A 25488-nucleotide genomic window follows, 5' to 3' on the forward strand; every position below is an offset into this window, starting at 1 on the left:
GTGGTTTCCAAAAACGAGCCGGGGAGGCATACGCCTCCCCGCCTCGAGAATCCAGCACCTTCGGGGTGAGCCGTCAGGTCATTTGGACGAGCCGATTGGGGCTCGTCGGATAAATTTAATACACATCCATGTCAGCTAGCATAAATCTATGTGGCGAGGGAGCTTGCTCCCGCTGGGCTGCGAAGCAGCCCCAAAACTGCCACTGCGTTTTCATCTAACAGACCGCACAATCTGATTCGGGAGCGCTTCGCACTCCAGCGGGAGCAAGCTCCCTCGCCACAAAAGCCTGCCACGCTCATGTCAGCTTCAGCTTAACCCCAGCTCGCGCCAGATCCGCATGACCTGCCGCCGTTCATCCACGAACTGGTCGCCCGGTATCACCCCGGCGTCCTTCTGCAAGGCCTCCCGGTGAGCGGCGGAGCGGTAGGCTTTATAGGCCTCACGCAACAGGCTGGCGTCTTCGGCGGGTATCAACCCCTCCTCTTCCAGCCCTTCCAGAATGCGGATATTGTCGGTATAGCGCAGTAAGGACGGATGCGCCTCAGACCACGCCAGAGCCGCGTATTGCACCATAAATTCAATATCGACGATACCTCCGGCGTCCTGCTTGAGATCGAACGGCGCCGTGGCCTCGAAGGCATTTGCCGCCGTGCCGGCCGCCGTGCTCTTGCTGCCGAGATTATCGCGCATCTTGGCGCGCATCTCGCTGACCTCCTGGCGCAAGGTCGACAGATCCCGCGATTTGGCCAATACCGTCGCGCGAACCTTCTCGAACGCCTGGCCGACATCCTGACTGCCCACCAGCACCCGCGCCCGCACCAGCGCCTGATGTTCCCAGGTCCAGGCTTCGTTTTCCTGATATCGGGAAAACGCCCCCAATGAACTCACCAGCAAACCGGACGCACCGGACGGCCGCAGGCGCATGTCCACTTCATACAGCTGACCGGAGTTGGTCTGGGCCGTCAGCAAGTGAATGATCCGCTGCCCGAGCCGGGTAAAGAACTGTGCGCTGTCAATGGGTTTCGGGCCGTCGGTTTCCGCTTGCGGATCCGCGTCATGAATGAACACCAGGTCCAGGTCCGAACTGTGCCCCAGTTCCAGACCGCCGACTTTCCCGTAACCGACAATGATGAAGCCAGGGTCGCACAAGGTGCCGTCGGAGCACAGCGGCGTACCGTACTTGGCCACGGTCTGGCGCCAGGCCAGGGCCAGCACTTGTTCGAGGATCGCTTCGGCGAGCCAGGTCAGGTAATCACTGACCTTCATCAATGGCAGGCTGCCGGCGATTTCCGAGGCCGCGACGCGCAAGCGGTGCGCCAGTTTGAAATGTCGCAGCGCCTCCATTTGCTGCTCAAGGTCGTCTTCGGGAATCCGCGTCAAACGCTCGCGCAACTCGGCCGCCAGTTCCGGCGCCAACGGCGGCTTGAACAACCGGCCTTCGTTGAGCAATTCGTCGAGCAGCAACGGGAAGCGCGTGATCTGTTCGGCAATCCACGGGCTCGCGGCGCACAGTGTCAGTAAGCGACGCAAGGCGCCGGGGTTCTCGGTCAACAACACCAGATAGGCGGAGCGACGCGCCACGGCTTCCACCAGCGGCAGCACCCGCTCCAGCACCAGATCGGGATTGGCATGTTCCACGGCCTGAGCCAGCAAGCGTGGAATAAAAGCATCAAGACGTTCACGCCCCAGGCGCTGCATGGCGCGCAATTGCGGACTGCTGCGCAGGCTGGCCAGGGCTTTCAACGCCTTGGTGGCATCGGCGAAACCGCCCTCTTCGAGTTGACGGCACGCGGCCTCTTCATCCTGCGCCTCTTCCCATAGCGGCAGCCATTCCCCGCCGACCACCACTTCGTTCCTGGCTCCTTCCTCTTCGTCGGGATCGGCGATCACCTGACCGAAGTGCCAGGCCACCCGTCCACGCCAGTACATCAGTTGTTCGTGGAACGCCGTCCAATTGGCAAACCCGAGCATAAAGGCAATGCGCGCCTGATCCTGCGGGCCATCCGGCAGCATCTGGGTCTGGCGGTCGGCAATCGCCTGGATCGCGTGCTCGGTGTAACGCAGGAATTCGTAGCCTTCGCGCAATTCGCTGACCACCGCCGCCGGCAGGTAGCCCTGCCCCTCCAGGGTGCTCAGTACTTTTAATAGAGGACGTTGTTGCAGGCTCAGGTCGCGGCCACCGTGAATCAGCTGGAAGGCCTGGGCGATAAACTCGACTTCACGGATGCCGCCGGAGCCGAGCTTGATGTTATCCGCCATGCCCTTGCGCCGGACTTCCTGCTGGATCAGCTGCTTCATGGTGCGCAGCGCTTCGATGGCCGAGAAGTCCAGGTAACGCCGGTAGACGAACGGCCGCAGCATCTCGAGCAACTGGGCGCCGGCCACCTGATCGCCGGCCACCACCCGTGCCTTGATCATCGCGTAGCGCTCCCAGTCGCGCCCCTGATCCTGGTAATACTGCTCAAGCGCGTTGAAGCTCAGCACCAGGGCACCGGCCGAACCGTAAGGCCGCAAGCGCATGTCGACGCGGAACACGAAACCGTCGACGGTCATCGGGTCCAGCGCCTTGATCAGCCGCTGGCCGAGGCGAATGAAAAACTCCTGGTTATCCAGCGACCGCTTCACGCCGACGGTTTCGCCGCCCTCGGGGTAGGCGAAGATCAGGTCGATGTCCGACGACAGATTCAGCTCCACCGCGCCAAGCTTGCCCATGCCGAGGATAACCATCTGCTGCGGCTCGCCGCTGCGTCGCCCGGTGGGCGTGCCGAACTGCTGGCAATGCCGCTGATACAACCACTGATAGGCCTGATCGATGCTGGCATCGGCCATGTCCGAGAGGTCGCGACAGGTCTGGATCAAATCCGCCTGGCGGGTCAGGTCGCGCCAGATGATCCGCACTTGCTGGCGTGCGCGCTGGCGACGCAGGGCGCGGCCAAGTTGGTCGTCGGTTTCGGCGGCGCTCACCGCCGTCGCAATCTGTGCGCACAATTCGCCCGGAGCAAAGGCGCGGTCCAGTTCGCCGGACTGCACCAGCTCCAGCAACATCAAAGGGTCACGCAGACTCTGTTCAATCACAAAGTCACTGGCAGCGGTGACGCGGGCAAATTGCGCCCAGCGCTCAGGCGTCCAGGTGGACAGGCCATGGTCGCCGGGAAGAACCCCGACCGTCGTACGGAACGACTGCTCGGCACGGGTGACCAACGGCAGGAGTACGCCGGGCAGTTCGGCAAGCGAAGGATGGCTCATGGTCTATCCTTGATCGGCGTGCGAAGGGCTGCATGTAGTGTTTTGTGAAAATACACTACGTGATCAACTGTCGAACAAAGGTTAGAAATAGCTGAAATATCTTTATTTTTGGCAGCGACCATCAAGCTTTCACCTTTTATGGTTGGCAAAAGACCAACCTTAACGATTATTCTCACAACGCAGCCGGAGGCCACAAGCCAATCATCTGTAGTTTTACTACTCGTCTATACATTCGAAAGGCTGAAATGCCCGAAGATTTGTAGTAAAACTACACGCCGCCGGAACAACCTATCGGCAATCCAAGAATTTATAATCGTCTGCCCACAAGGCCAGTCGCAAACTCAGGCAACCGATTCTGGAAGCCTTTCCGCCCTGGAGCAAGCCATGCAAGACCTCGATCCCGTCGAAACCCAGGAATGGCTGGACGCCCTGGAATCGGTTCTCGACAAAGAAGGCGAAGACCGTGCTCACTATCTGATGACCCGTATGGGCGAACTCGCAACCCGCAGCGGTTCGCAATTGCCTTACGCCATCACCACGCCATACCGCAACACCATTCCCGTTACCCACGAAGCACGCATGCCTGGCGACCTGTTCATGGAACGCCGCATTCGCTCGCTGGTACGCTGGAACGCGATGGCCATGGTGATGCGCACGAACCTGAAAGATTCTGACCTGGGCGGTCACATCTCCAGCTTCGCCTCCAGTGCAACCCTGTACGACATCGGCTTCAACTATTTCTTCCAGGCCCCGACCGACGAACACGGCGGCGACCTGATCTACTTCCAGGGCCACACCTCGCCAGGCGTTTACGCCCGTGCATTCATGGAAGGCCGCATCACCGAAGACCAGATGAACAACTTCCGCCAGGAAGTCGACGGTCAGGGCCTGTCGTCCTACCCGCACCCTTGGCTGATGCCTGACTTCTGGCAGTTCCCGACCGTATCCATGGGCCTGGGTCCGATCCAGGCGATCTACCAGGCACGCTTCATGAAGTACCTGGAACACCGTGGCTTCATCCAGCCGGGCAAACAGAAAGTCTGGTGCTTCCTGGGCGACGGCGAGTGCGACGAGCCGGAATCCCTGGGTGCCATCTCGTTGGCCGGCCGCGAGAAGCTGGACAACCTGATCTTCGTCATCAACTGCAACCTGCAGCGCCTTGACGGCCCGGTTCGCGGCAACGGCAAGATCATCCAGGAACTCGAAGGCGTGTTCCGCGGTGCTCAGTGGAACGTGACCAAAGTCATCTGGGGCCGTTTCTGGGACCCACTGCTGGCCAAGGACGTCGACGGCATCCTGCAACGCCGCATGGACGAAGTCATCGACGGCGAGTACCAGAACTACAAAGCAAAAGACGGCGCATTCGTGCGTGAACACTTCTTCAACACGCCAGAACTCAAGGCGATGGTTGCCGATCTGTCCGATGACGAGATCTGGAAGCTCAACCGTGGCGGCCACGACCCGTACAAGGTCTACGCGGCGTACCACGAAGCGGTCAACCACAAAGAACAACCGACTGTCATCCTGGCCAAGACCATCAAGGGTTATGGCACCGGTGCCGGCGAAGCGAAAAACACTGCGCACAACACCAAGAAAGTCGACGTCGACAGCCTGAAGTTGTTCCGTGATCGTTTCGACATCCCGGTCAAGGACGATGAACTGGAAAACCTGCCATTCTTCAAACCGGAAGAAGGCAGCGCCGAAGCCCGTTACCTGAGCGAGCGCCGTACCGCACTGGGCGGTTTCGTGCCTCAGCGTCGCGCCAAGAGCTTCAACATCCCGACCCCTCCACTGGACACCCTCAAGGCGATCCTGGATGGCTCGGGCGACCGTGAAATCTCCACCACCATGGCCTTCGTGCGGATCCTCGCGCAACTGGTCAAGGACAAGGAAATCGGCCCGCGCATCGTCCCGATCATCCCGGACGAAGCCCGTACCTTCGGTATGGAAGGCATGTTCCGTCAGTTGGGCATCTACTCCTCCGTCGGCCAGCTCTACGAGCCAGTCGATAAAGACCAGGTGATGTTCTACAAGGAAGACCAGAAGGGTCAGATCCTCGAAGAAGGCATCAACGAAGCGGGCGCCATGAGCTCCTTCATCGCTGCCGGCACTTCGTACTCCAGCCACAACCAGCCGATGCTGCCGTTCTACATCTTCTACTCGATGTTCGGCTTCCAGCGTATCGGCGACCTGGCCTGGGCCGCTGGCGACAGCCGTACCCGTGGCTTCCTGATCGGCGGCACCGCCGGCCGTACCACCCTGAACGGTGAAGGCCTGCAACACGAAGACGGTCACAGCCACCTGCTGGCTGCCACCATCCCGAACTGCCGCACCTACGATCCAACCTACGGCTACGAGCTGGCGGTGATCATTCAGGACGGCATGAAGAAGATGACCGAAGAGCAACAGGACGTCTTCTACTACATCACCGTAATGAACGAGTCCTACCAGCAGCCAGCCATGCCGGCCGGTGCCGAAGAAGGCATCAAGAAAGGCATGTACCTGCTCGAGGAAGACACCCGCGAAGCGGCGCACCACGTTCAGCTGATGGGCTCCGGCACCATCCTGCGTGAAGTCCGTGAAGCGGCGAAGATCCTGCGTGAAGAGTTCAACGTCGGCGCTGACGTGTGGAGCGTTACCAGCTTCAACGAACTGCGTCGCGATGGCCTGGCCGTTGAGCGTACCAACCGTCTGCACCCTGGCCAGAAGCCTAAGCTGAGCTATGTCGAAGAGTGCCTGAACGGCCGTAAAGGTCCGGTCATCGCCTCTACCGACTACATGAAGCTGTTCGCCGAGCAAATTCGTCAGTGGGTCCCGTCCAAGGAATTCAAAGTCCTGGGCACCGATGGTTTCGGCCGCAGTGACAGCCGCAAGAAGCTGCGTCACTTCTTCGAAGTCGACCGTCATTTCGTGGTGTTGGCAGCCCTGGAAGCCTTGGCTGACCGTGGTGACATCGAACCTAAAGTGGTGGCTGAAGCCATCGCCAAGTTCGGTATCAACCCGGAAAAACGCAACCCACTGGACTGCTGAGGAGACACTCTGTGAGCGAACTCATTCGCGTACCTGACATCGGCAGCGGTGAAGGTGAAGTAATTGAACTGTTTGTGAAGGTCGGCGACCGTATCGAAGCCGATCAGAGCATCCTGACACTGGAATCGGACAAGGCGAGCATGGAAGTGCCTGCGCCTAAGGCCGGCATCATCAAGAGCTTGAAAGTGAAGCTGGGCGATCGCCTGAAAGAAGGCGACGAACTGCTGGAACTGGAAGTCGAAGGTGTCGCTGCCCCGGCCCCTGCGGCTGCCGCTGCCGCTGCGCCAGCTGCCAAGGCTGAAGCCAAGCCGGCTGCTGCACCTGTGCCTGTGCCGGCGGCTCCTGCTGCCGCGCCGGCTGCCGCCAGCATTCAGCAAGTGCACGTGCCGGACATCGGTTCGTCGGGCAAGGCCCAGATCATCGAGATCCAGGTCAAGGTCGGCGACACCGTCGAGGCTGATCAGTCGCTGATCACCCTGGAATCCGACAAGGCCAGCATGGAAATCCCTTCGCCCGCTGCGGGCGTGGTTGAAAGCATCAGCGTCAAACTCAACGACGAAGTCGGCACTGGCGACCTGATTCTGGCCCTGAAAGTGGCGGGTGCTGCTGCACCGGCCGCTGCCGCGCCAGCTCAGGCTGCTGCGCCTGCTGCCGCTGCTCCGGCGCCTGCCGCCGCAGCCCCGGCGGCACCGGTTGCCGACAGCGTTCAGGATATTCACGTCCCGGACATCGGTTCGGCGGGCAAGGCCAAGATCATTGAAGTGCTGGTCAAGGCTGGCGACACCGTCGCTGCCGACCAGTCGCTGATTACCCTGGAATCCGACAAGGCGAGCATGGAAATTCCATCGCCTGCCGCCGGTGTGGTGGAAAGCATTTCCATCAAGCTGGATGACGAAGTCGGTACCGGCGACCTGATCCTGAAGCTGAAAGTCAAAGGCGCGGCGCCTGCTGCGGCCCCGGCTCCAGCCGCTGCTGCTCCGAGCGCTCCTGCTGCACCTGCTGCTCAGGCTGCAGCCGCGCCTGCAGTTGCCGCCCCGGCCGCTGCTCCAGCCAAGCCTGGCGCCAAGGTTCACGCAGGTCCTGCGGTGCGCCAACTGGCCCGTGAATTCGGCGTCGAGCTGAGCGCGGTCAGCCCAAGCGGCCCGCACGGTCGTGTGCTGAAAGAAGACGTGCAGGTTTACGTCAAAGCCATGATGCAGAAGGCCAAGGAAGCACCGGCCGCTGGCGGCGCAACTGGCGGCGCGGGCATCCCGCCGATTCCGGTCGTGGACTTCAGCCGCTTCGGTGAAACCGAAGAAGTGCCGATGACCCGCCTGATGCAGGCCGGCGCTGCCAACCTGCACCGCAGCTGGCTGAACGTGCCACACGTGACGCAATTCGACTCGGCGGATATCACCGAGCTGGAAGCGTTCCGTATCGCACAGAAAGCCGTGGCCGAGAAGGCTGGCGTCAAGCTGACCATCCTGCCGCTGCTGCTCAAGTCCTGCGCTCACTTGCTCAAGGAACTGCCGGACTTCAACAGTTCGCTGGCGCCAAGCGGCAAGGCGATCATTCGCAAGAAGTACGTGAACATCGGTTTCGCGGTCGACACCCCGGATGGCCTGCTGGTACCGGTCATCAAGAACGTCGATCAGAAGAGCCTGTTGCAATTGGCAGCCGAAGCCGCGGCCCTGGCTGAAAAAGCCCGGACCAAGAAGCTCTCGGCCGACGACATGCAAGGCGCCTGCTTCACCATTTCCAGCCTCGGCCACATTGGCGGCACCGGCTTCACGCCGATCGTCAACGCGCCGGAAGTGGCGATCCTCGGTGTTTCCAAGGCAACCATCCAGCCAGTCTGGGACGGCAAAGCCTTCCAGCCGAAACTGATGCTGCCCCTGTCGCTGTCCTACGATCACCGTGTGATCAACGGTGCCGCCGCTGCACGCTTCACCAAGCGTCTGAGCGACCTGCTGGCGGACATCCGCACCATCCTGCTGTAACACCGGCTGGCCCTCCTTGACCGGAGGGCCCGTCGCGTTCCACGCTTTCCGAGCGCCACGCTCGTACCTCAACCCCGCCAATTTGGCGGGGCTTTTTTTTGCTTTAAACGCAATCCATGTGGGAGCGGGCTTGCTCGCGAAAACGGTGTATCAGGCGACATCAATGTTGAGTGTGCCACCGCCTTCGCGAGCAAGCCCGCCCCCCACAGATTCCGCACCTTGATTGACGGGTGTTGAGCCCTCCTCTGCGCGTTCTTCCTACATCCAAGGCTTACGTTGCTTACAACTCAAGTCCACTTCTGCCCGATATTTTTCGCGAACCAATAACTAGTCTTAGTTTCGAGGATTCCCAATAGGAACTTCGATTACTTAATCAGCTTAGTTAGCATTACCTCGAACGGATTCGAATATGTTCAAACCTACTGTCGGCCCTATCATTGGCCACACCACAACTAACCATGCCCGCATTTTCTTGCGCGGAGAGTCACAGGACAATGCCTTGGTATTTGCAGGCATCCGTTATCGACGCACTGACGAGGCACACTGGTCCAAAGGCCTATTTGCAAAACTGACCATCGTGCGGGATATGTCTGATGTGATGACACTCAACGATCTTGCCAGCGATACCAACTATGAATACCAGGCCGGCTGGTTCAGCCCCATGAGCCCGGTGCATACCGTGGAGACGGTTCAGGAGTTGCCGCTGCAATGGCCGCGGGAGATCTACCGCTTTCGCACTCAGTCCAGCAAAACCACAACGCCACGGGCGTATATCGTCGGCTCATGTCGTTACTTGCGAATGACTGCTGGCATTGCGTCGGCACCGCATCTGGGCGACCGGATTTTTGCCTCGATCACAAACCTGGCGGGACGCGCCGAGCCGCCCATCAGCGCCATGCTGATGACGGGTGACCAGATTTACGTCGACGACCTGAACCTCGTAGCCCCCGACCGGGAATACAAAGATATCCTCAGCAAGTACCGCACGGCTTTTCGCAGCCTCATATCTCGAAGTTAATGTCCGGCGTGCCGACTTACATGATCCTCGACGACCATGAAATCGAAGACAACTGGCCGGCCAACAAAAGCAAGGCCGATGATTACTTATATAAAAACGCCATTGCAGCGTATGAGTTATATCAAGCCAGCCACAGTCCCGCCCATGAACTGCTTGGCAACGGGCAAGTAAGCAGAAGACTGGAACAGTATTGGTATCAGTTCTGCGAGGGCGATATCGAATGGTTTATTACCGACAGCCGAACCCGACGCAATCTGTCAGCCAACGACCGGCGCATCCTTGACGAAGAACAGGAACAGGCGCTGCTCAAATGGCTCATCAACAGCCCTGCCCGGGTCAAATTCGTGGTCACCAGCGTCATGTTTTACCCCGACCGCAAAAGCTATGGCGATGACGCCTGGAAAGCCTTCCCGGAACAACGGCTACGGCTGCTGGAGACGATTCGCACGCGCGGCATCAAGAACGTCTTCTTCATTTCCGGCGATGTCCACGGCTCCCTGACCAGCCGCCTGACCCACACCGAGGATTCGGATTTCGAAGTTCACACCATCGTGTCTTCACCGCTGTGCAACAGCAAACTGCTGCCGTATGCCAAGGCATCGACCTTCATCCTCGATCAAGCGCTGGCCCGAACAGCCGCCGGAGACTATCGGCACGAATTGACCAGTGAAGTGATCAGCCAGGACAACTTTGCCCATCTGATCGTCGAGGCCGAACAGGTTCGCGTCAATTATCACGATCGGGATGGCAAGCCATTGCAGTCGATCAGCATCAAATTGCGTTGAACCCGAAAAGATCGCAGCCTTGGGCAGCTCCTGCGGGCTGCGATTTTTCGGCCCACACCACTACTTTCACCCATGAATTGGAGAAATCTTCGCCCCTGCCGACATATTCTTATAGCACTTGGCCTTCATGTCTCTTGTCAGTCGGTGTCGCAATGATGCAACCTTGCCGCAGGCGACAGTAAAGAGGGCGAGAGCCCGGCGCGATCAGCATATTCGAAGCGAGTTTCCCTCCATGAAAAGCCAACCCGATGCCGCCAGCCGTATGGTGGCCGAGGTAGTGACGCAGTTGCCTGTGCCCTCGCGGCTCGGCATGCTGCGTTTCGAACGGCTGAATGAACCGAGCTGGGCACTGCTGTTTCTCGATCCCAATTGCGAACGACAGTTCGGCCTGCCGGCCGTGGAGCTCTGTGCCCTGGTCGGCTCGCCCTACGCCAGCCTGATGGAGCCCGAGGCGCGCTATCAACTGCACGACACGATCCAGCAGCAACTCACCGCAAACCCGCATTATCTGATCCGCTACACCTTGCACACCGCCGCCGGCGAACTGAGCCTGCTGGAACTGGGCGAAGCTTACAAACAACACAATCGGCACCTTCTGCGCGGCTACCTGATGGTCGTAGACGGCTTGTTCATCGATGACCCCCTGCTGCCGGTGCTGGATCTGGAAACCCAGAATTCGCGCCTGCAAATCGCCCTGGAACTCAATCAACGTGCCCAGCAGGAACAACTCCAACACCTGGAGCGGGTGCGCGCCCAGCAAGACCTGATTCTGCTGCTGACCCGCCAGCGCTACAGCACCAACAACTCCCTGCAAGAAGCCGCCGAGCTGATCACCCGTAGCGCCTGCGATATCTATGAAATCGACTGCGCCAGCCTGTGGAACCTCGACGGTTCGCTACTGACGCCGATCTCGGCCTATCACCGCGCCACCCGCAATCACAAACTGCCGGAACCGATCGACGTCAGTGGTTTTCCCGATTACCTCGACGCCTTGCACACCGGCCGCGCCATCGACGCCCATAACTCCATGCGTGACCCGCGCACCCGGCACATGGCCGAGAGCCTGCGCCCCCGCGACGTCAACGCCATGCTCGACGCCAGCATCCGTATCGATGGCCAGGTGGTCGGCGTGCTCTGCCTGGAACAATCCGGTGTGACCCGCGCCTGGCAGTCGGACGAAATCGCCTTTGCCGGCGAACTGGCGGATCAGTTCGCCCAGGTCATCAACAACCACAATCGCCGAACCGCCACCAACGCCCTGCACCTGTTCCAGCGTGCAGTGGAGCAAAGCGCCAACGCCTTTCTGCTGGTCAATTGCGACGGCGTGGTGGAGTACGTCAACCCAAGCTTCACGGCGATCACCCAGTACACCACCGAAGAAGTCCACGGCCAGCGGCTGTCGGAACTGCCGGCGCTGGAAAACCTCAGCGAACTGCTGTTCGACGCGCCGTCTGCACTGGCCAAGAGCAACAGCTGGCAGGGCGAGTTCAAGAGCCGACGCAAAAACCTCGAACCCTACTGGGGTCAGTTGTCGATTTCCAAGGTCTACGGCGACAACCGCGAACTGACCCACTACATCGGCATCTACGAAGACATAACCCACACCAAGCTCGCCCAGCAGCGCATCGAGCGCCTGGCCTACACCGACAACCTGACCAACCTCGGCAACCGCCCGGCGTTCATTCGCAACCTCGACGAACGCTTCGCCCGAGACAGCGATACGCCGATCAGCCTGCTGCTGGTGGACATCGACAACTTCAAGCGGATCAACGACAGCCTCGGCCACCAGACCGGCGACAAGCTGCTGATCAGCCTGGCCCGGCGCCTGCGCAACAGCCTGAGCCCGAGCGGCAGCCTGGCGCGTTTTGCCAGTAATGAATTCGCGGTGCTGTTGGACGACACGGACCTCTTGGCTGGCCAGCAGGTCGCCAACCAATTGTTGGCAACCCTCGACAAACCGATGTTCGTCGACAATCAGTTGATCAGCGTCACCGGCTCCGTGGGTCTGGCCTGCGCGCCGCTGCACGGCCGCGACCCACAGACGCTAATGCGCAACGCCGGCCTGGCGCTGCACAAGGCCAAGGCCAACGGCAAACACCAGGTACAGGTGTTCACCGAAGCGCTGAACGCCGAGGCCAGCTACAAACTGTTCGTCGAAAACAACCTGCGCCGCGCCCTGACCCAAAACGAGCTGGACGTGTTCTACCAGCCCAAGCTGTGCCTGCGCAGCGGTCGTTTGCTGGGGATGGAAGCGCTGCTGCGCTGGAACCATCCGGAAAAGGGCATGATCCGCCCGGACCAGTTCATCAGCGTGGCCGAAGAAACCGGGCTGATCATCCCCATCGGCAAATGGATCGCCCGCCAGGCCTGCCGCATGAGCAAAGACCTGACCGCCGCCGGCCTCGGCAATCTGCAAGTGGCGATCAACCTGTCGCCCAAACAGTTCTCCGACCCGGACCTGGTGGCGTCCATCGCCAACATCCTCAAAGAAGAAGAGCTGCCGGCCAACCTGCTGGAGCTGGAACTGACCGAAGGCCTGCTGCTGGAGGCCACCGAAGACACCCACTTGCAGCTCGACCAGCTCAAGCGTCTGGGCCTGACCCTGGCCATGGACGACTTCGGCACCGGTTACTCGTCACTCAGCTACTTGAAAAAATTCCCGATCGACATCATCAAGATCGATCGAAGCTTCATCCATGAAATACCGGACAACCAGGACGACATGGAAATCACCTCCGCAGTGATCGCCATGGCCCACAACCTGAAACTCAAGGTCGTGGCCGAAGGCATCGAGACGGCCGAGCAGCTGGCCTTCCTGCGCCGCCACCGCTGCGACGTCGGCCAGGGCTACCTGTTCGACCGGCCGATCCCGGGTTCCGAGCTGATCGAAAAGCTCAAACGCTACCCGCGCGGCCCACTCGCCTGAGCACACCGCAATCCCTGTGGGAGCGAGCCTGCTCGCGATAGCGATCTATCAGTGACGTGGATTCTGACTGACACACCGCTATCGCGAGCAGGCTCGCTCCCACAGGGATAGTGCGTAACTGACCGGCATTAGGCACACTGGCAGTCTGTTTATTTACATCTCAACCTGACTGAGAGGACTGATCATGGTTCTGCGCTCGGAAATTCTGGTGAACAAAAACGTGCTCCCGACTAAAGAACAAGCTCTGCCTGGCCGCGAAACCCCGATGACCGTGCCGGAAAAGCACTTCGTCCACGACGCCCCGTTGCTGGGCCCGTTCGCGATGGACGTGGATTTCGCGATCTTTGGCCTGGGCTGCTTCTGGGGCGCGGAGCGCAAGTTCTGGCAGCGCGAAGGCGTGGTCAGTACGGCGGCGGGTTACGCTGGCGGCTTTACGCCAAACCCGACGTATGAAGAAGTCTGCTCGGGCCTGACCGGCCACAGCGAAGTGGTACTGGTGGTCTACGAGCCGGCAAAAGTCAGCTACGAACAGCTGCTGAAGATGTTCTGGGAACTGCACAACCCGACCCAGGGCATGCGCCAGGGCAACGACATCGGCACCCAGTACCGCTCGGTGATCTATGCCACCAACCCGGCGCAACTGGCTGCGGCCAAGGCTAGCGAGAAAGTATTCCAGGCCGAGTTGACCAAGGCTGGCAAAGGCACCATCACCACCGAAATCGAAGAAGCGCCGACGTTCTACTTCGCCGAGGCGTATCACCAGCAGTACCTGGCCAAGAATCCCGAAGGCTACTGTGGGATTGGCGGTACTGGCGTAACGTGCCCGATCTGATTTTCGGGCCCTGAAAGCATCGTCGGATCGCCGCCCGGACCAAGCCCGCTCCCACAAGGTGATGTGTCTGACCACTATGTTGTGATCGACATAACACCCTGTGGGAGCGGGCTTGCCCGCGATGGCGTCGGATCAGACGCCACTAATGCAATGTATCAACTCTCGGCAATCAACCAATCCATCTGCCACCCACCCTGAGTCTGCCCAAGCTTCTTGGACAACCACGGCAGCAACTCACGCAACTCTTCCTCCAGCCCCCATGGCGGATTGGCAATCGCCAACCCCGAGCCATTCAGGCTATTGGGCGTATCCAGCGGATGCACCAGCAACTCCACCCGCAACAACTTCGGCGCGCCCGTGCCGGCCAGGTCCTGATAAAAACGACGCAACATGCGCTGGTCCTTCACCGGATACCAGATCGCCGCCACCGTCTGCCGCATCCGGCCAATCGCCTCTTTCAACGACGCCGCACAACGCTGCATCTCATCGAGCTGCTCGAACGGCGGATCAATCAACATCACCGCCCGCTTCTCCTGCACCGGCAACATCGCCCGCGGCACATGCCAGCCTTCGCCCAGGTGAACCTTCACCCGACGATCACCGGCCATGTTGTCCTTGAGCAGCAAGCCGTCTTCGGGGTGCTTCTCGTTGAGCATCAGCCGATCCTGCGGCCGCGTCAGCCGCCGCGCCAACTCCGGCGACCCCGGGTAATAGCGCAACTGGCCATCCGGGTTCATGTCGTGCAGCACCTTCATGTAATCGGCGGTCAACGCCGGCAAATCCGGCTGATCCCACAACCGCGCGATCCCTTCCAGGTACTCACCGGTACGACTGGCCTGATCGCCCTGAAGGTCATACAGACCAATACCGGCGTGAGTGTCGAGATAGGCAAACGGCTGCTCCTTGCGCGACATCAGGGCGATGAGGCGGGTCAAAGTCAGGTGTTTGAACACATCGGCGTGATTGCCGGCATGGAAGGCGTGACGATAATTCATGATTGCTCCTGCGAAGGCCGGGAAGTTTACCTTGTACGGCGCAGAACGTCAGGGGTTCGCGGCTGAGCGGGCAATCTGCCCGGCAATCATCCCAACGCAGAAGCAAGAAAACGATCACACCCCCCGTAGGAGCTGCCGGAGGCTGCGATCTTTTGATCTTGCTTCTGCGACAAGGGGACTTGCCCCCGCTGTGAGCTGGACGCCTCATAAAACAGCTACTATTCAAGAGCAGTTGGAGCCAAAGGCGTGACTATCATTCCGAGCGCATTTGGAAGCGAAGCTATCAACATGGAAGGTGAAGCATAATGGCTATCAATTCTGACGACGCCTCATTCAGCATCTCTATTAAAAGACCCCGTTTTAGCAATTTATGGAACGCATACGCAGAAGTAGGACATAAGTCATCCATAGATGTTTATGGCCTTGTCGGAGGCCCCGTCGAAGCGGCAAGGGCAGACAAGCCTGACGCCTATGCAAATGCTTGCGCCTTAAGAATAAGCAGGGCATTTAACTACGGCGGATACAAAATACCCAAAGGCACAATCATACCCAATACCCCTATCTATCGGCTTGCCGGAGCAGACAAACTCCCCTATATCATGAAAGTGGTAGATTTTCTTGCCTTCCTGAAACATAAGTGGGGCGAACCCGACCACACAATAACCCAAAGCAATTTGAGTTATATAAATGGCAAGAAAGGCGTCATCATTATGGAAATCGCCGGATGGAGCGACGCAACAGGGCATGCAACCCTTTGGGATGGGGGCATGACCGGTGACGACAGCGACTACCATCGGCAAGACAGCCATACTTATGACAATCCAAATGTAAAATTAAAAAAGATAAATTTCTGGAAATTGAAGGAATGACACGCTCACGGGCAATTCTGCTTTTACTTCTATTCATTTCGGGCCGAGCGATATCTGCGGAAGCGTATATCGACAAAGCTCGGGAAACATTGAAAGACTATGGATTAGCCAACTGCATATCCAGCCAATTCAAAGGCGAATCAGAAATAAAATCTGATATAGGCCTCGCCATTGGGGCCTACTCAGCAATGGGAAAAGGCCAGCATCTAATAATACAAAATGAAGACACCCTGGAAGTCACACACAATCCATACATGGAAACCGAAAAATTCATGCTTGACGCCTACACAAACTTTTCATCGGTCAGCAAACACTCAGATAAAAAAATGGTTTTTTACGCTTGCCTTGAGATTTACAACTCTGAAGAGCTGAACACGTTCATAAAATCTCAGGATCAATATTTACCAAAATAAACGCTAAAAATCGAAAAATACATGATCCTTCCTACAGCCATGTGGGAAGGATCACCGTCTCGCCAATGTTACGGTTGCGCCCGTAACCGTCGCCCAATCACATCCAGCACATCACAGCCATCGCGCAATGGAATGGCGCAGAGCAAGGCAAAATCGCTGAGAATGAAGGACTCACACTCGACCGAACCGCGCATCGATATGTTCTCAAGCACCTGAGTGACTGCGCGAATTCGGTAGTTGCCAGCGTCATGCAAAACATCGAGCGGCGCGTGGGTATCGACGAACAGGGTGGGCATGTCGGTGCAGTTGCTGGTGAGGGCCATGAAGCGGTTGTCGGGGTGAGGGATTGGCTTTTCGTAGGGTGGATCAGGTGTAAGAGTTTTCATTTTTGAGAGACCTTGGTGGATGAATTCAAGCTACCACCGGCCTTTCCTACGGGCTTGGGTGGCAGCCGTACGCGAGAGTAGGAAACTGAGGAGATCCACCAAAACTCAGCCACGCCGAAGCGTGTCCCGCGTACAGCCGCCGCGAACGATGTTACGGACACAAATTAAGTGCCGCAATCAAACGACAGCGCTGATGCGCGGTGAATTTCCAAGGGTTCCTACACCCTGCCACTGCATATGCAGCGACAGCCAAAGACTATCCATGGATCTCACCTCGCACCAGTTCATGGAAACCGATACGTTTTGAAGGAAACTTCCGACGACCTTGCCCAGAAATTTCGCTGCCGTGCCTCCTCTGTCACCAAGTAGATTGGTCTTCAAGACTGGCCTTGTGTAGGTCGGCTTTCCATTCTTCGCTTGCCAACTTATATATATCTTCAAAAAATCCACGAGGATCGTCTATCTCTGTTTCATCCCAAGCCATAGATGTATTGGCGTCGTAGTCGCTTTCAAACTGAGTAGAAAAATCAAAGTCTGGCAGCTTCAAAGCCTCCTCAAGCACCTTGAACATCAAGAATCTGTGCCTACAAGTAAGATCATCAAAATCATTTAGCAGAAACCCCCTGATAATCTTCTCTCTGTCATCCTTGTTATTTGGATCATATGCCGACAAAGTAACGCCCAGAGTATCCTCAAGATCATAAGTAGAAATACCTCCCAGCCAATACGAAAGCAAAGGCTCAAACGGGAGATCAAACAAAGGCCACTTCAACATTGCACTCATCCTAATCAAGGGCAGACCGAAATGGGACAGATTTATTTGATACTATCTCCCTCCAATAACTTCAGGCATAATTCACGCTCCATTACTTTCCGACTGATAACACTTCAAACGATCCAGCAAAACTTCCATAAACCGACGCTGATCTTTAACCTCATCATCAAAGTACGTATCCACCCTTGTGAACACCTCATCAAAGTTTTCCCCCATATCTAAGTAATACAGTATCGTATCGATAAACCATTGACGCTCATCTGCCCGATACACTAGAAAATCTGGCTTCAGCAAAAGATCAAACAACTCAGCCAACTCACGATCATCATTTACATCTTTAGATACTATTATTTTTTCTCTTTCTTCACTTTTTGTATTTTCGATATCAAAGGCAAAAAGCAAGCTTCTCAAAACAACCATGCTCGGTTTTGGCTTCATCACCTGAACTCCGTGTAAGACGTTATCGCATCACCATCGTCATTTAGTATGACAATAGCCTTGTTCTGCTCCCCATACTCAAGCCCTCTTCTTTTGTAGCCCTCGCCAACTTTACGCCCAAAATCTATTGGCTCTCTAGAATTCAAAAGACCACTTTGTCTAAATATTAGTTTCGCCCTGTAAATGGCATTTAGTTGATCCCGATGGGAAACAAACTTAGTCGCTGCACTTGGTATCACAGGCTGCCCCCTTCTCCTTCCCTCTGTATAAAACTTAATCTCACCCGTCGCGGGGTCCTTACCTGTACTCACACGATCCAGTTGAGATTGAAGAGTCGTTTGAGCTCCATGCCTTTGTAAAAAGTGAGCTTTATCTATCGAGTCTTCCATTTCTTTTAATCGTCTAAATGCAACCGCCTCCGCCAACTCATCAATCCGCGCCCTCCGCTGATCACCTGTCAGCTTCGGCAGCGCCGGCTCACCTTCATCAACCTTAGCGCCAGTCGTATCATCCGGCGCCCCACACCCAGGTTTGTTCGGTGGCGGACAATTCCCGCTCAACCCCAACGGATCCACCCACCCCGTCGGATTCGGCGTGTACTGGTACTGGTTCAGCCCACCCGCCAACTTGACCGGATCCGGCGTCAGATACCGACCAACCTCCGGATCATAGTACCGATGCCGGTTGTAGTGCAGGCCGCTTTCGACGTCGAAGTATTGCCCCTGAAAACGCAGCGGCTGATCGAGCTGCTCTCCCCCTCCGAACGCCAGATGCGTGACCTTGCCATAGGCGTTGTACTTCGCCGACCAAACGATCTCACCACCGTAATCTGTCAGTTCCTGCGGCGTACCGAGGTGATCGAGTTGGTAGTAGAACGGGCAAGCCTTGCGCGGGCCTTTGCCGTCGAGCATCGCCAGCGGACGGAAACTGCCCGGCTCGTAGACGTAGCTGCGGTAATGCTCGTGGCTACTTTCAGCGACGAGGTTGTCGCCCTGCCAGAAGAACTCGGTAGTTTTGCCGTCAACGGTTTTGGCGATGCGGCGGCCGAAGGCGTCGTAGCGGTAGCTTGAGCAACGACCGTCCGGGGTGGTGACGCCGATAAGCCGGTGCTGGCAGTCGTAGCGGTATTCGGTGACGAGTTTCTGTGCGGTGCCGCGGCGTTCGCGGATCAGGTTGCCGAAGGCGTCGTAGTCGTAGTGGCGGTCGCCCTGCATGAGTAGGCGATTACCGAGCACCTTCGCGGCGCCGGGGCGGTCCTGCATCAGCAGGTTGCCGGCCGGGTCGTGGGCGAAGGTTTCCGGTGGGTCGTCGCGGGTGTGGCGCACGCGGGTCAGGCGGTTGAGTGCGTCGTAGTAATAGCTGCGCTGGCCATGACGGCTGTCGGCGATGGTTGCCAGGTTGCCGTTGACCGCATACCCGTAATGGCGCATGTACAGCGGACTGGATTGCTGGTTGATGGCGTGGGCTTGTAACCGGCCTTGTTCGTCGTAGTGGTATTGGCTGGTGAGCTGACCTTGTTGACGCTGCTGTTCGCGGCCGAAGGCGAATTGGTGGGTGGTGAGGCGTGTGCCGTTGAGGTCAATGGCCGTCAGCGCGCCGCCCTTGGCGTGGTGGTAATCGAGCTTGCTGCCGTCCGGCAGACGCAGGCGGTTGAGTTGGCCGCAGGCGTCGTAGCCATAACGCAAGGTGCCCCAGCCTTGGTGCTCGGTGATCAGGCGATCCTGTTGGTCGTACTCGAATTCCAGCGGATGGTCGTGGCCGTCGTCGACACTGGTCAGTCGGCCCAGCGAGTCGTAGCGATAGTCGACCTGGATGCCGTCGGGCAGGGTCTTGGTCAGCAACCGTCCGGCCGAGTCCCGTTGATACCCCGTAACCCGCTGCGAGCCGTCATCGCCGAACTCGGTTTTTTCCAGCAGGTGGCCATTGAGATCGTAGACGTACGCGGTGCGGCGGCCGTCGAAGCCGGTTTCCTGTCGGATCAATCCGTTGGGTGTGTAGTCCAGGCGATATGTTTCGCCAGATTCGTTTTCGATCTCCGTGAGCAGTAGCTGCGCGTTGTCGTAGCGATACCTGAGTTGGGTGCCGTCGGGGTTGATCCGGCGGCTGACCAGGTGCAGGTCGTCGACGTATTCGTAGCGGGTGATGCGGCCCAGTTCATCGCGTTCGGCGGTGATCTTGCCGTAGGCGTTGTAGCTGAAGGCGCGAGTGGCACCGGTAGGAAGCGTCGTCTGAACCAGTCGGCCGATGGCATCCCATTGGTATTGGGTGAGCGCACCGTGTTCATCCTGACGGGTAATCTGCCGACCCAATACATCGCAGGAAAAGCGCCGCTGCCCACCGTCGGGCAAGGTCTCTTCGAGCAACTGGCCCAAGGCATTCCAGACGAACACATGCCGGCTGGTGTCCGGGTAGCGGATCGACAGCAAACGCCCCTGAGGGTCGTAGTGGTAATGGGTGACCTGACCATCGGGATCGGTGGCTTCGGTGACATCCCCCTGGGCATTGCGCTGATACTTCCACACCGCTTTACCGCGATAGCGCGCATGCAGGAAACCGTTGCGGTATTCGTAGGCCGTTGGCTCGTCTTCCGGCGGAATCAGCGCGACCAGCCGTCCGACTTCGTCATAGCGGTATTCAGTGACGGCCCCGAGCGGATCCTGCTCGGCCAGCAAGCGGCCCTGATCGTCATAGGCCTTGAGGTGTTCGCCACCGTCCAGCTCGACCTTGCGCACCAGCCGCGCCCGGTCGTCATGGACATAAACCTCTTCGCTGCCGTCGATGTTCTGGACGGTGACGCTGCCCTCGTCATCCCAGACGTACCGGGTGTCCATCTGCGAAAACGACGCCCAGTGCCGAACACATCTGGCCGACTTGCCAGACCGTTCCCACTCCCAGAAGAAACTCGCCCCACCGGCCAGCTGCCGCTGCAGGATCACGTGCTGGTCGTCGTAGTCGTAACGTTCGCTCTCGCCGGCGGCGTTGCTCGCCTCGATCAGTTGATCGCATTCGTCGTAGCGGTAACTGACCAGCGTCTGCTCGGTGTGCCAGGCCTCGGCGAGGGTCTGCGCCGGGACAAACACCTGATAGTCGACGGCGATCAGATGAGCGCGGTCATAGCGCAACAGCAAGGCGCGACCGGCGCCGTTATCGAGGCGTTGAATGCGTTCCTGGCGGTCGCGGGTGAGGCGCAGGCGGTTGTCGTACGCGTCGCTGATCGCCGTCAGCCGACCGTGATGAAAGTGATAAAAACGTGCATCTTCGCCAGCCTGGGCGAGGATCAATTCCTCGGGGGCAGCGCCGAGATAAATCGCGGCGCGCGAGAGGCTGTTGTGGATCGCCGGGCGTTCAGCGGACGGGATAGGGAAAGTGGTGCGGCGGTTTTCGTGGTCGATCCAGATGACCTGATCACCGTCGATTTCCAGTCGATGGGCGAGCGAATGGCTCCAGCCAAAACCCAGGCCGCAGTCGATCTCGGCGGCGCTGGTGCGATAGAGCCGGGTGAAGTCAAACGGCAGGATGCCGTCCAGCGAACCATCGGTGAGGGTCAGCAGTTCTTCACCGGTGACCATCGATACCGGGCAGCCATTTTTGCAGGTCGACGGCGCGCAAGTGGCGCTGTCACCGTTGGGGTTTTTCGCTTGATCGGGGGAGTCGTCGTGGTGTTCGTCTTTCTTCAGCGAAGCGTTGCGACGTGCGCTCCAGCTCAATTGCATCCGGCCTTTTTTCATGCCCGCCGCGATGCCACGCGCGGCGACTTTTTTGTAGCGGTCGACGTAGCTGACGAAGTTATTGATGATCGTGAAAATCGCCTTCACGAGACGCAGAACGGCACTGAGTAACTGCGCGGCTCGATCAGCCAAACGCATCGTCAAATAGGCGATGCCGGCGCCCGCCCCGGCGAACGTCAGGACGATGCCAATCAGGATGTCGATCAACAGCTGCACTACCACCATCGACACCGCTTCGGCGGTTTTGCCGGCGATTTCGCTCGGTGGCAGCATGTCCAACCACAGGCTGGCGCAGCGCACCAGCAGGCACAGCGCGGCTTCGTCACTGGCTAGCAACTGGGCTTTTTCCATGACATCCGGTGCGGTTTTGGCGAGCTTCTCCAGCGCTGCGGCGCTTTCACCCAACCGCTCTGCGAATCTCGCCGGATCCTTGAGAATGTCCGACAGCAGGCTGATGCCGTCCCACACACCTTCAATGGCCGCCCAACTGCCCGCGAGCATTCCATTGCCTACAGCCACCGAAGACGATTGCGACCACTTCGGCTTGAACGTCCGCCATTCATCGCGCAGCCAGCTGTCGAGTTCCTTCGTCAGGCCATCGTAGGAAGAGAAAAGATCTTCAACTTGCTGTGGTGTGACTTCGTTGTGGACGTGAATGCGGTAGAACTTGCCCTCTTCCCCTCGGAATGTTCCCTTGCCGTTGTTATCGAGTGTGACCGGCGTCGACTCCCCGCCCTCCTGCGCAATCACATCGACCTGAATATTCCCCACGGGAATGTCATAAACCGATTCGAACTTGCTCTCGATCTCGAGCTTTCCGCCTTTCGGGCACTGCACGACTGTGGAGAGAAAGTCGTCGTCGCCACTGCTCACCACGGTGCTGGCATTGCCGAATCTGATGATCCGTTCCATGCCCATCAGCGAAGGCAGATCGGCAGCGTGACTGGCCGTATCTGCCGCCCGGCTGAACCAGTGCTTGAGCTGTTCGCGGTAGAGCGTCAGGGTGTTCGGAAAACTGTCGAGCTCCTGCTCGATGCGCACAATCTGATCCATCAGCTCAGCTCCGCCATCAGGTAATCCACCAACGCTTGTTTCGCTGCTTGGGGCAGGTCCGGCGCTTCAAGAAAACTCGCGGTCTTGCGCCGCAAAACGCTTTCGGAAAACGCTTCAAACAGGTCTGGGCGGTCTTCGCTCAGCCACTTCAGCAGGTTGTTGATTCGGGTGACTTCAGACTGTGCGGCGAGCTGTTCCAACAACGTCGCCGGGACTTTCCACCATGGAAAAACGAGGGAGGTTTTCAGCGCGCGACCACCGATCTCGTGCGCCTGACCATTGATCAGGCAACGCCCGATCAGCGGCAGCAGCTGCACGGAATCGACCTCGGCGGATTGCAGAATTGGCAGCAGATAGCGCCCATCCCAGAACCGAAAAAATACCTTGTCGCCATTGGGCAGCAGCGCTTGTGTGAGAGAGCGCAAGTGCTCGACCAGCGCTTGATGACTGGCCGCAGAAACCGCCAACCAGCCCCAGTCACGAGACTCAGTGGCGGCAACCCACTCCAGAAACTCACTATCCGCAGCGACGATTCCGACATAGGGCATCACCGCTTCCCACTCGGCATACGCGGTGTCAGCCCAAATCGGGCTCGGCGCTTGAGCTGAGATCGAGCGTTGCCAGGCTTTGAACGGTTCAGCAGCACTGGCGCTGCTGAAAATCGCGAACAGCTGCTCCGCCGGTTTCAGCGGCTGGCGCTCCAGCCAGGCGTGAGGTGACAAGGCATCAGGCGGCACAAACACCGTCCTTGCAGCGCTCGCATTCTTCGCAGAACGGCGCGTCGCTTTGCAGGCTGAGTATTTGTGCGGCACTGAGCAGCGCCACCGGGGCGGCGGCGAGTTTCAACGGAACATCCGGCAGGCTCGGCGCCGAAGCCATGGCCGCCATCGGTGCGCCACCGACCTGGATCGGTACGCTGCTGAAAATCCCGCCGGGGCCGATGTTGATCCACTGCCCGCCCGCCTGAATGGTCGCGCTGGCGCCGCCGTCGATGACCACTTGCTGGCCGGCGCTGACGTGGAACTGCTGACTGGCATTGAGGGCCTGACTGGTCACGCGAATGTGCCGGTCACCGGCCACCACCAAGTGATCGTCCAGCCGCACTTCGGTCTGGCGCTGACCGTGGGTGATGCGTTTTTCGTCAGCCTTCAGTTCATGGCGGGCGGTGCCGGTAACGACGATGCTGCGAGCGTTATCGACCTGCACCTGTTGATCATTCAGTACGTGCTGGGTCCAGTTTCGCTGGGCGCGCAGGTAGATTTCCTCGGCGCCCTTGCGATCCTCGATGCGCACTTCGTTGTAACCGCCGCCGCCGGGACTACTTTGGCTGCGGAAAATGCTGCGGGTCTTGTCCGCCGGCAGATCGAGCGGCACCGGGGTCGCCGCGTTGGGTAGGCAACCCATCACCAGCGGTTTGTCCGCATCGGCGTCGACGAACCCCACCAGCACTTCCATGCCGACGCGCGGAATCATCACGCTGCCGTAACGGTCATGCGCCCAGCCAGTGGCGACACGCAACCAGCAACTGGAATGCTCGTTGAGCTCACCGTCACGGTCCCAGGCGAGCTGAACCTTGACCCGACCGTACTCGTCGCAATGGATTTCGCTGTCAGTCGGGCCGGTGACCACGGCGGGTTGATAGCCGAGCATGCGCGGCTTTTCCGGCCCCAGTGGAGGGCGAAAGGAAACGTCCCACGGCGTCGCCAGAAAGGTATTGCGATAGCCCTGGAAATCATCCGGGCTGTCGCTGGTGGCCGACTCTTCCAGCACCTGCGGCTGCCGGCCCCGGTGCTCGATTTCGGTGATCAACCACAGGTCATTCCACGCCTGGCGCGGGTGTTCGGCGAGGTGTAGGAAATGCCCACTGACCAACGCAGATTCGTCGCCGCGACCTTCGGCTTGGCGGTAATCTGCCCCGTGGCGCTCCAAGGCCCGTTGCGCCAGATGCTTGCCATGTTCGCGATCAGTGAATTGGCCGGGGAAGTGGTAGTCCTCGAGCACCGGTCGCTGCTCGCTGTCGTGGCGGCTTTCGAGTTGCAAACGCGGTTTACGGAAGTCGTAGTCCCGGCGAGTGACCGCTGTGGTCCGGGTTTCCAGCCGCACGTTGAAACGTTTGATCGCTGGCGCATCTGCCGCCATCCCACTGCCTGGCAGGTACAGCGTCGGCTCGGGCAGCCGGGGGAAAACCGTCTGGTCATCGCCGAACACCAACAGATGCCCGTCGGGGCTGTGCTGGAAGTGGTAGTGAATACCTACCTCGGCACACAACCGCTGGATGAACGCCAGATCGCTTTCGGCGTACTGCACGCAATACTCGCGTTCGGGGTAGTCGCTGCCGAGCCGGAACTCGAAGGCATCGCGCTGGATGCTGTGGTCTTTGAGGATTTGCGCGACGATAGTCGGCACGCTTTTGTGCTGGAAAATCCGCTGATTGATACGCTGACCGAGGTACGCCAGACGCGGCACGAGACTGATTTGGTAGCCCGTCAGACGCTGGCCGGAATCGCTCTGGCCGACGCGAAAAATCTGACCGTGAATACCGGAACCTTGCGCATCGAAACTCAGAAAGGCCTGACGATGCAGCAGGCTTTCGAGCTCCAGATCCGGGCGCTCGCTGACCAGTTCCAGGTCAAAGCGGTAGGGTTGGCTGATGGCTTCCTTGCCCGTGAACTCAAGTACCTTGAGCTCATTCTGGACGCCGTCGAGGGTCAACGTGAAACGCGGTTGATTGGCTGGCGCGAACATCCGATGTGTCTCTACAGAATGAAGGCGGGCGATTCTGCATGAGCGACAAGGGGTGTTGAGGGAGGGACAGGGAAATCAGATTTGTCCTGCTTTTTTAGGGATTTTTCCTTCAAAAATCGGGATAGAGGACTACAGACTTTCCTGTCAGAAGCACCACCGAACAACTGTGGGAGCGGGCTTGCCCGCGATAGCGGTGGGTCAGGTAATGCATTTGTGACTGACAGGGCCCTATCGCGGGCAAGCCCGCTCCCACAATGGAACTTCGATGTT

General features: G+C 58.7%; 14 protein-coding genes and 1 pseudogene. 7 read left to right on the forward strand and 8 right to left on the reverse strand.

Annotated elements, in window-relative coordinates:
- Positions 1–306 precede the first annotated feature (306 nt).
- Positions 307–3246, reverse strand: coding sequence for a bifunctional [glutamate--ammonia ligase]-adenylyl-L-tyrosine phosphorylase/[glutamate--ammonia-ligase] adenylyltransferase (glnE, locus tag LOY38_RS27280; RefSeq protein WP_258697878.1), 2940 nt, complete (start codon positions 3244–3246; stop codon positions 307–309).
- 384 nt (positions 3247–3630) lie between these two features.
- On the opposite strand from glnE, the gene aceE reads away from it, so the two are divergent.
- From aceE to msrA, 5 genes and pseudogenes are all read left to right on the forward strand, one after another.
- Positions 3631–6276, forward strand: a complete 2646-nt coding sequence (gene aceE, locus LOY38_RS27285; protein ID WP_253417082.1) for a pyruvate dehydrogenase (acetyl-transferring), homodimeric type — start codon at positions 3631–3633, stop codon at positions 6274–6276.
- 11 nt (positions 6277–6287) lie between these two features.
- A complete protein-coding gene (gene aceF / locus LOY38_RS27290; RefSeq protein WP_258697879.1) occupies positions 6288–8255 on the forward strand; it encodes a dihydrolipoyllysine-residue acetyltransferase in 1968 nt (655 codons plus the stop codon).
- 409 nt (positions 8256–8664) lie between these two features.
- Positions 8665–10058, forward strand: a pseudogene (locus tag LOY38_RS27295) (alkaline phosphatase D family protein).
- Between the two features lie 232 nt (positions 10059–10290).
- Entirely contained in the window at positions 10291–12984 is a 2694-nt protein-coding gene (locus LOY38_RS27300) for a bifunctional diguanylate cyclase/phosphodiesterase (protein WP_258697880.1), read from the forward strand.
- 184 nt (positions 12985–13168) lie between these two features.
- The gene (gene msrA / locus LOY38_RS27305; protein ID WP_258697881.1) at positions 13169–13816 is read left to right on the forward strand and encodes a peptide-methionine (S)-S-oxide reductase MsrA; all 648 of its coding nucleotides are present in this window, start codon (positions 13169–13171) and stop codon (positions 13814–13816) included.
- A 155-nt stretch (positions 13817–13971) separates the two neighbouring features.
- Here msrA and LOY38_RS27310 read toward each other — a convergent pair whose 3' ends face one another.
- The gene (locus LOY38_RS27310) at positions 13972–14811 is read right to left on the reverse strand and encodes a 23S rRNA (adenine(2030)-N(6))-methyltransferase RlmJ (RefSeq protein ID WP_008009107.1); all 840 of its coding nucleotides are present in this window, start codon (positions 14809–14811) and stop codon (positions 13972–13974) included.
- A 305-nt stretch (positions 14812–15116) separates the two neighbouring features.
- On the opposite strand from LOY38_RS27310, the gene LOY38_RS27315 reads away from it, so the two are divergent.
- Both LOY38_RS27315 and LOY38_RS27320 read left to right on the forward strand, forming a co-directional pair.
- Entirely contained in the window at positions 15117–15680 is a 564-nt protein-coding gene (locus LOY38_RS27315; protein WP_258697882.1) for a type VI secretion system amidase effector protein Tae4, read from the forward strand.
- Positions 15677–16093, forward strand: a complete 417-nt coding sequence (locus tag LOY38_RS27320; RefSeq protein WP_258697883.1) for a type VI secretion system amidase immunity protein Tai4 — start codon at positions 15677–15679, stop codon at positions 16091–16093. The genes LOY38_RS27315 and LOY38_RS27320 overlap by 4 nt, the downstream gene beginning before the upstream one ends.
- A 68-nt stretch (positions 16094–16161) precedes the next feature.
- Here the strand turns inward: LOY38_RS27320 and LOY38_RS27325 are convergent, their stop codons facing one another.
- The 6 genes from LOY38_RS27325 to LOY38_RS27350 form a co-directional block, all read right to left on the reverse strand.
- A complete protein-coding gene (locus tag LOY38_RS27325) occupies positions 16162–16479 on the reverse strand; it encodes a hypothetical protein (protein WP_258697884.1) in 318 nt (105 codons plus the stop codon).
- Between the two features lie 358 nt (positions 16480–16837).
- Positions 16838–17254: a hypothetical protein gene (locus LOY38_RS27330; RefSeq protein WP_258697885.1), complete on the reverse strand. Its 417-nt coding sequence runs from the start codon at positions 17252–17254 to the stop codon at positions 16838–16840.
- 81 nt (positions 17255–17335) lie between these two features.
- Positions 17336–17692 (reverse strand): hypothetical protein, encoded by a 357-nt coding sequence (locus LOY38_RS27335; protein WP_258697886.1) that lies wholly within the window; start codon positions 17690–17692, stop codon positions 17336–17338.
- Positions 17692–22473 carry an RHS repeat protein gene (locus tag LOY38_RS27340; protein WP_258697887.1) on the reverse strand — a complete coding sequence of 1594 codons (4782 nt, stop codon included), beginning with the start codon at positions 22471–22473 and terminating at the stop codon, positions 17692–17694. Before LOY38_RS27340 ends, LOY38_RS27335 begins: the two co-directional genes overlap by 1 nt.
- On the reverse strand, positions 22473–23210 hold the full coding sequence (locus LOY38_RS27345; protein ID WP_258697888.1) for a DUF4123 domain-containing protein: 738 nt from the start codon (positions 23208–23210) through the stop codon (positions 22473–22475). The genes LOY38_RS27340 and LOY38_RS27345 overlap by 1 nt, the downstream gene beginning before the upstream one ends.
- Positions 23200–25218 carry a type VI secretion system tip protein VgrG gene (locus LOY38_RS27350; RefSeq protein ID WP_258697889.1) on the reverse strand — a complete coding sequence of 673 codons (2019 nt, stop codon included), beginning with the start codon at positions 25216–25218 and terminating at the stop codon, positions 23200–23202. The genes LOY38_RS27345 and LOY38_RS27350 overlap by 11 nt, the downstream gene beginning before the upstream one ends.
- Positions 25219–25488: the final 270 nt, after the last annotated feature.

Origin of the sequence: Pseudomonas sp. B21-015 (assembly GCF_024749285.1) — a bacterium.
In the GTDB taxonomy this organism is placed as follows: Bacteria; Pseudomonadota; Gammaproteobacteria; order Pseudomonadales; family Pseudomonadaceae; genus Aquipseudomonas.

What these genes read in the sequence shown, in the direction of transcription:
- glnE (WP_258697878.1), bottom strand. Translation starts at nt 3,246, where the DNA reads ATGAGCCATCCTTCGCTTGCCGAACTGCCCGGCGTACTCCTGCCGTTG.
- aceE (WP_253417082.1), top strand. Translation starts at nt 3,631, where the DNA reads ATGCAAGACCTCGATCCCGTCGAAACCCAGGAATGGCTGGACGCCCTG.
- LOY38_RS27300 (WP_258697880.1), top strand. Translation starts at nt 10,291, where the DNA reads ATGAAAAGCCAACCCGATGCCGCCAGCCGTATGGTGGCCGAGGTAGTG.
- msrA (WP_258697881.1), top strand. Translation starts at nt 13,169, where the DNA reads ATGGTTCTGCGCTCGGAAATTCTGGTGAACAAAAACGTGCTCCCGACT.
- LOY38_RS27310 (WP_008009107.1), bottom strand. Translation starts at nt 14,811, where the DNA reads ATGAATTATCGTCACGCCTTCCATGCCGGCAATCACGCCGATGTGTTC.
- LOY38_RS27315 (WP_258697882.1), top strand. Translation starts at nt 15,117, where the DNA reads ATGGCTATCAATTCTGACGACGCCTCATTCAGCATCTCTATTAAAAGA.
- LOY38_RS27320 (WP_258697883.1), top strand. Translation starts at nt 15,677, where the DNA reads ATGACACGCTCACGGGCAATTCTGCTTTTACTTCTATTCATTTCGGGC.
- LOY38_RS27325 (WP_258697884.1), bottom strand. Translation starts at nt 16,479, where the DNA reads ATGAAAACTCTTACACCTGATCCACCCTACGAAAAGCCAATCCCTCAC.
- LOY38_RS27330 (WP_258697885.1), bottom strand. Translation starts at nt 17,254, where the DNA reads ATGTTGAAGTGGCCTTTGTTTGATCTCCCGTTTGAGCCTTTGCTTTCG.
- LOY38_RS27335 (WP_258697886.1), bottom strand. Translation starts at nt 17,692, where the DNA reads ATGAAGCCAAAACCGAGCATGGTTGTTTTGAGAAGCTTGCTTTTTGCC.
- LOY38_RS27340 (WP_258697887.1), bottom strand. Translation starts at nt 22,473, where the DNA reads ATGGATCAGATTGTGCGCATCGAGCAGGAGCTCGACAGTTTTCCGAAC.
- LOY38_RS27350 (WP_258697889.1), bottom strand. Translation starts at nt 25,218, where the DNA reads ATGTTCGCGCCAGCCAATCAACCGCGTTTCACGTTGACCCTCGACGGC.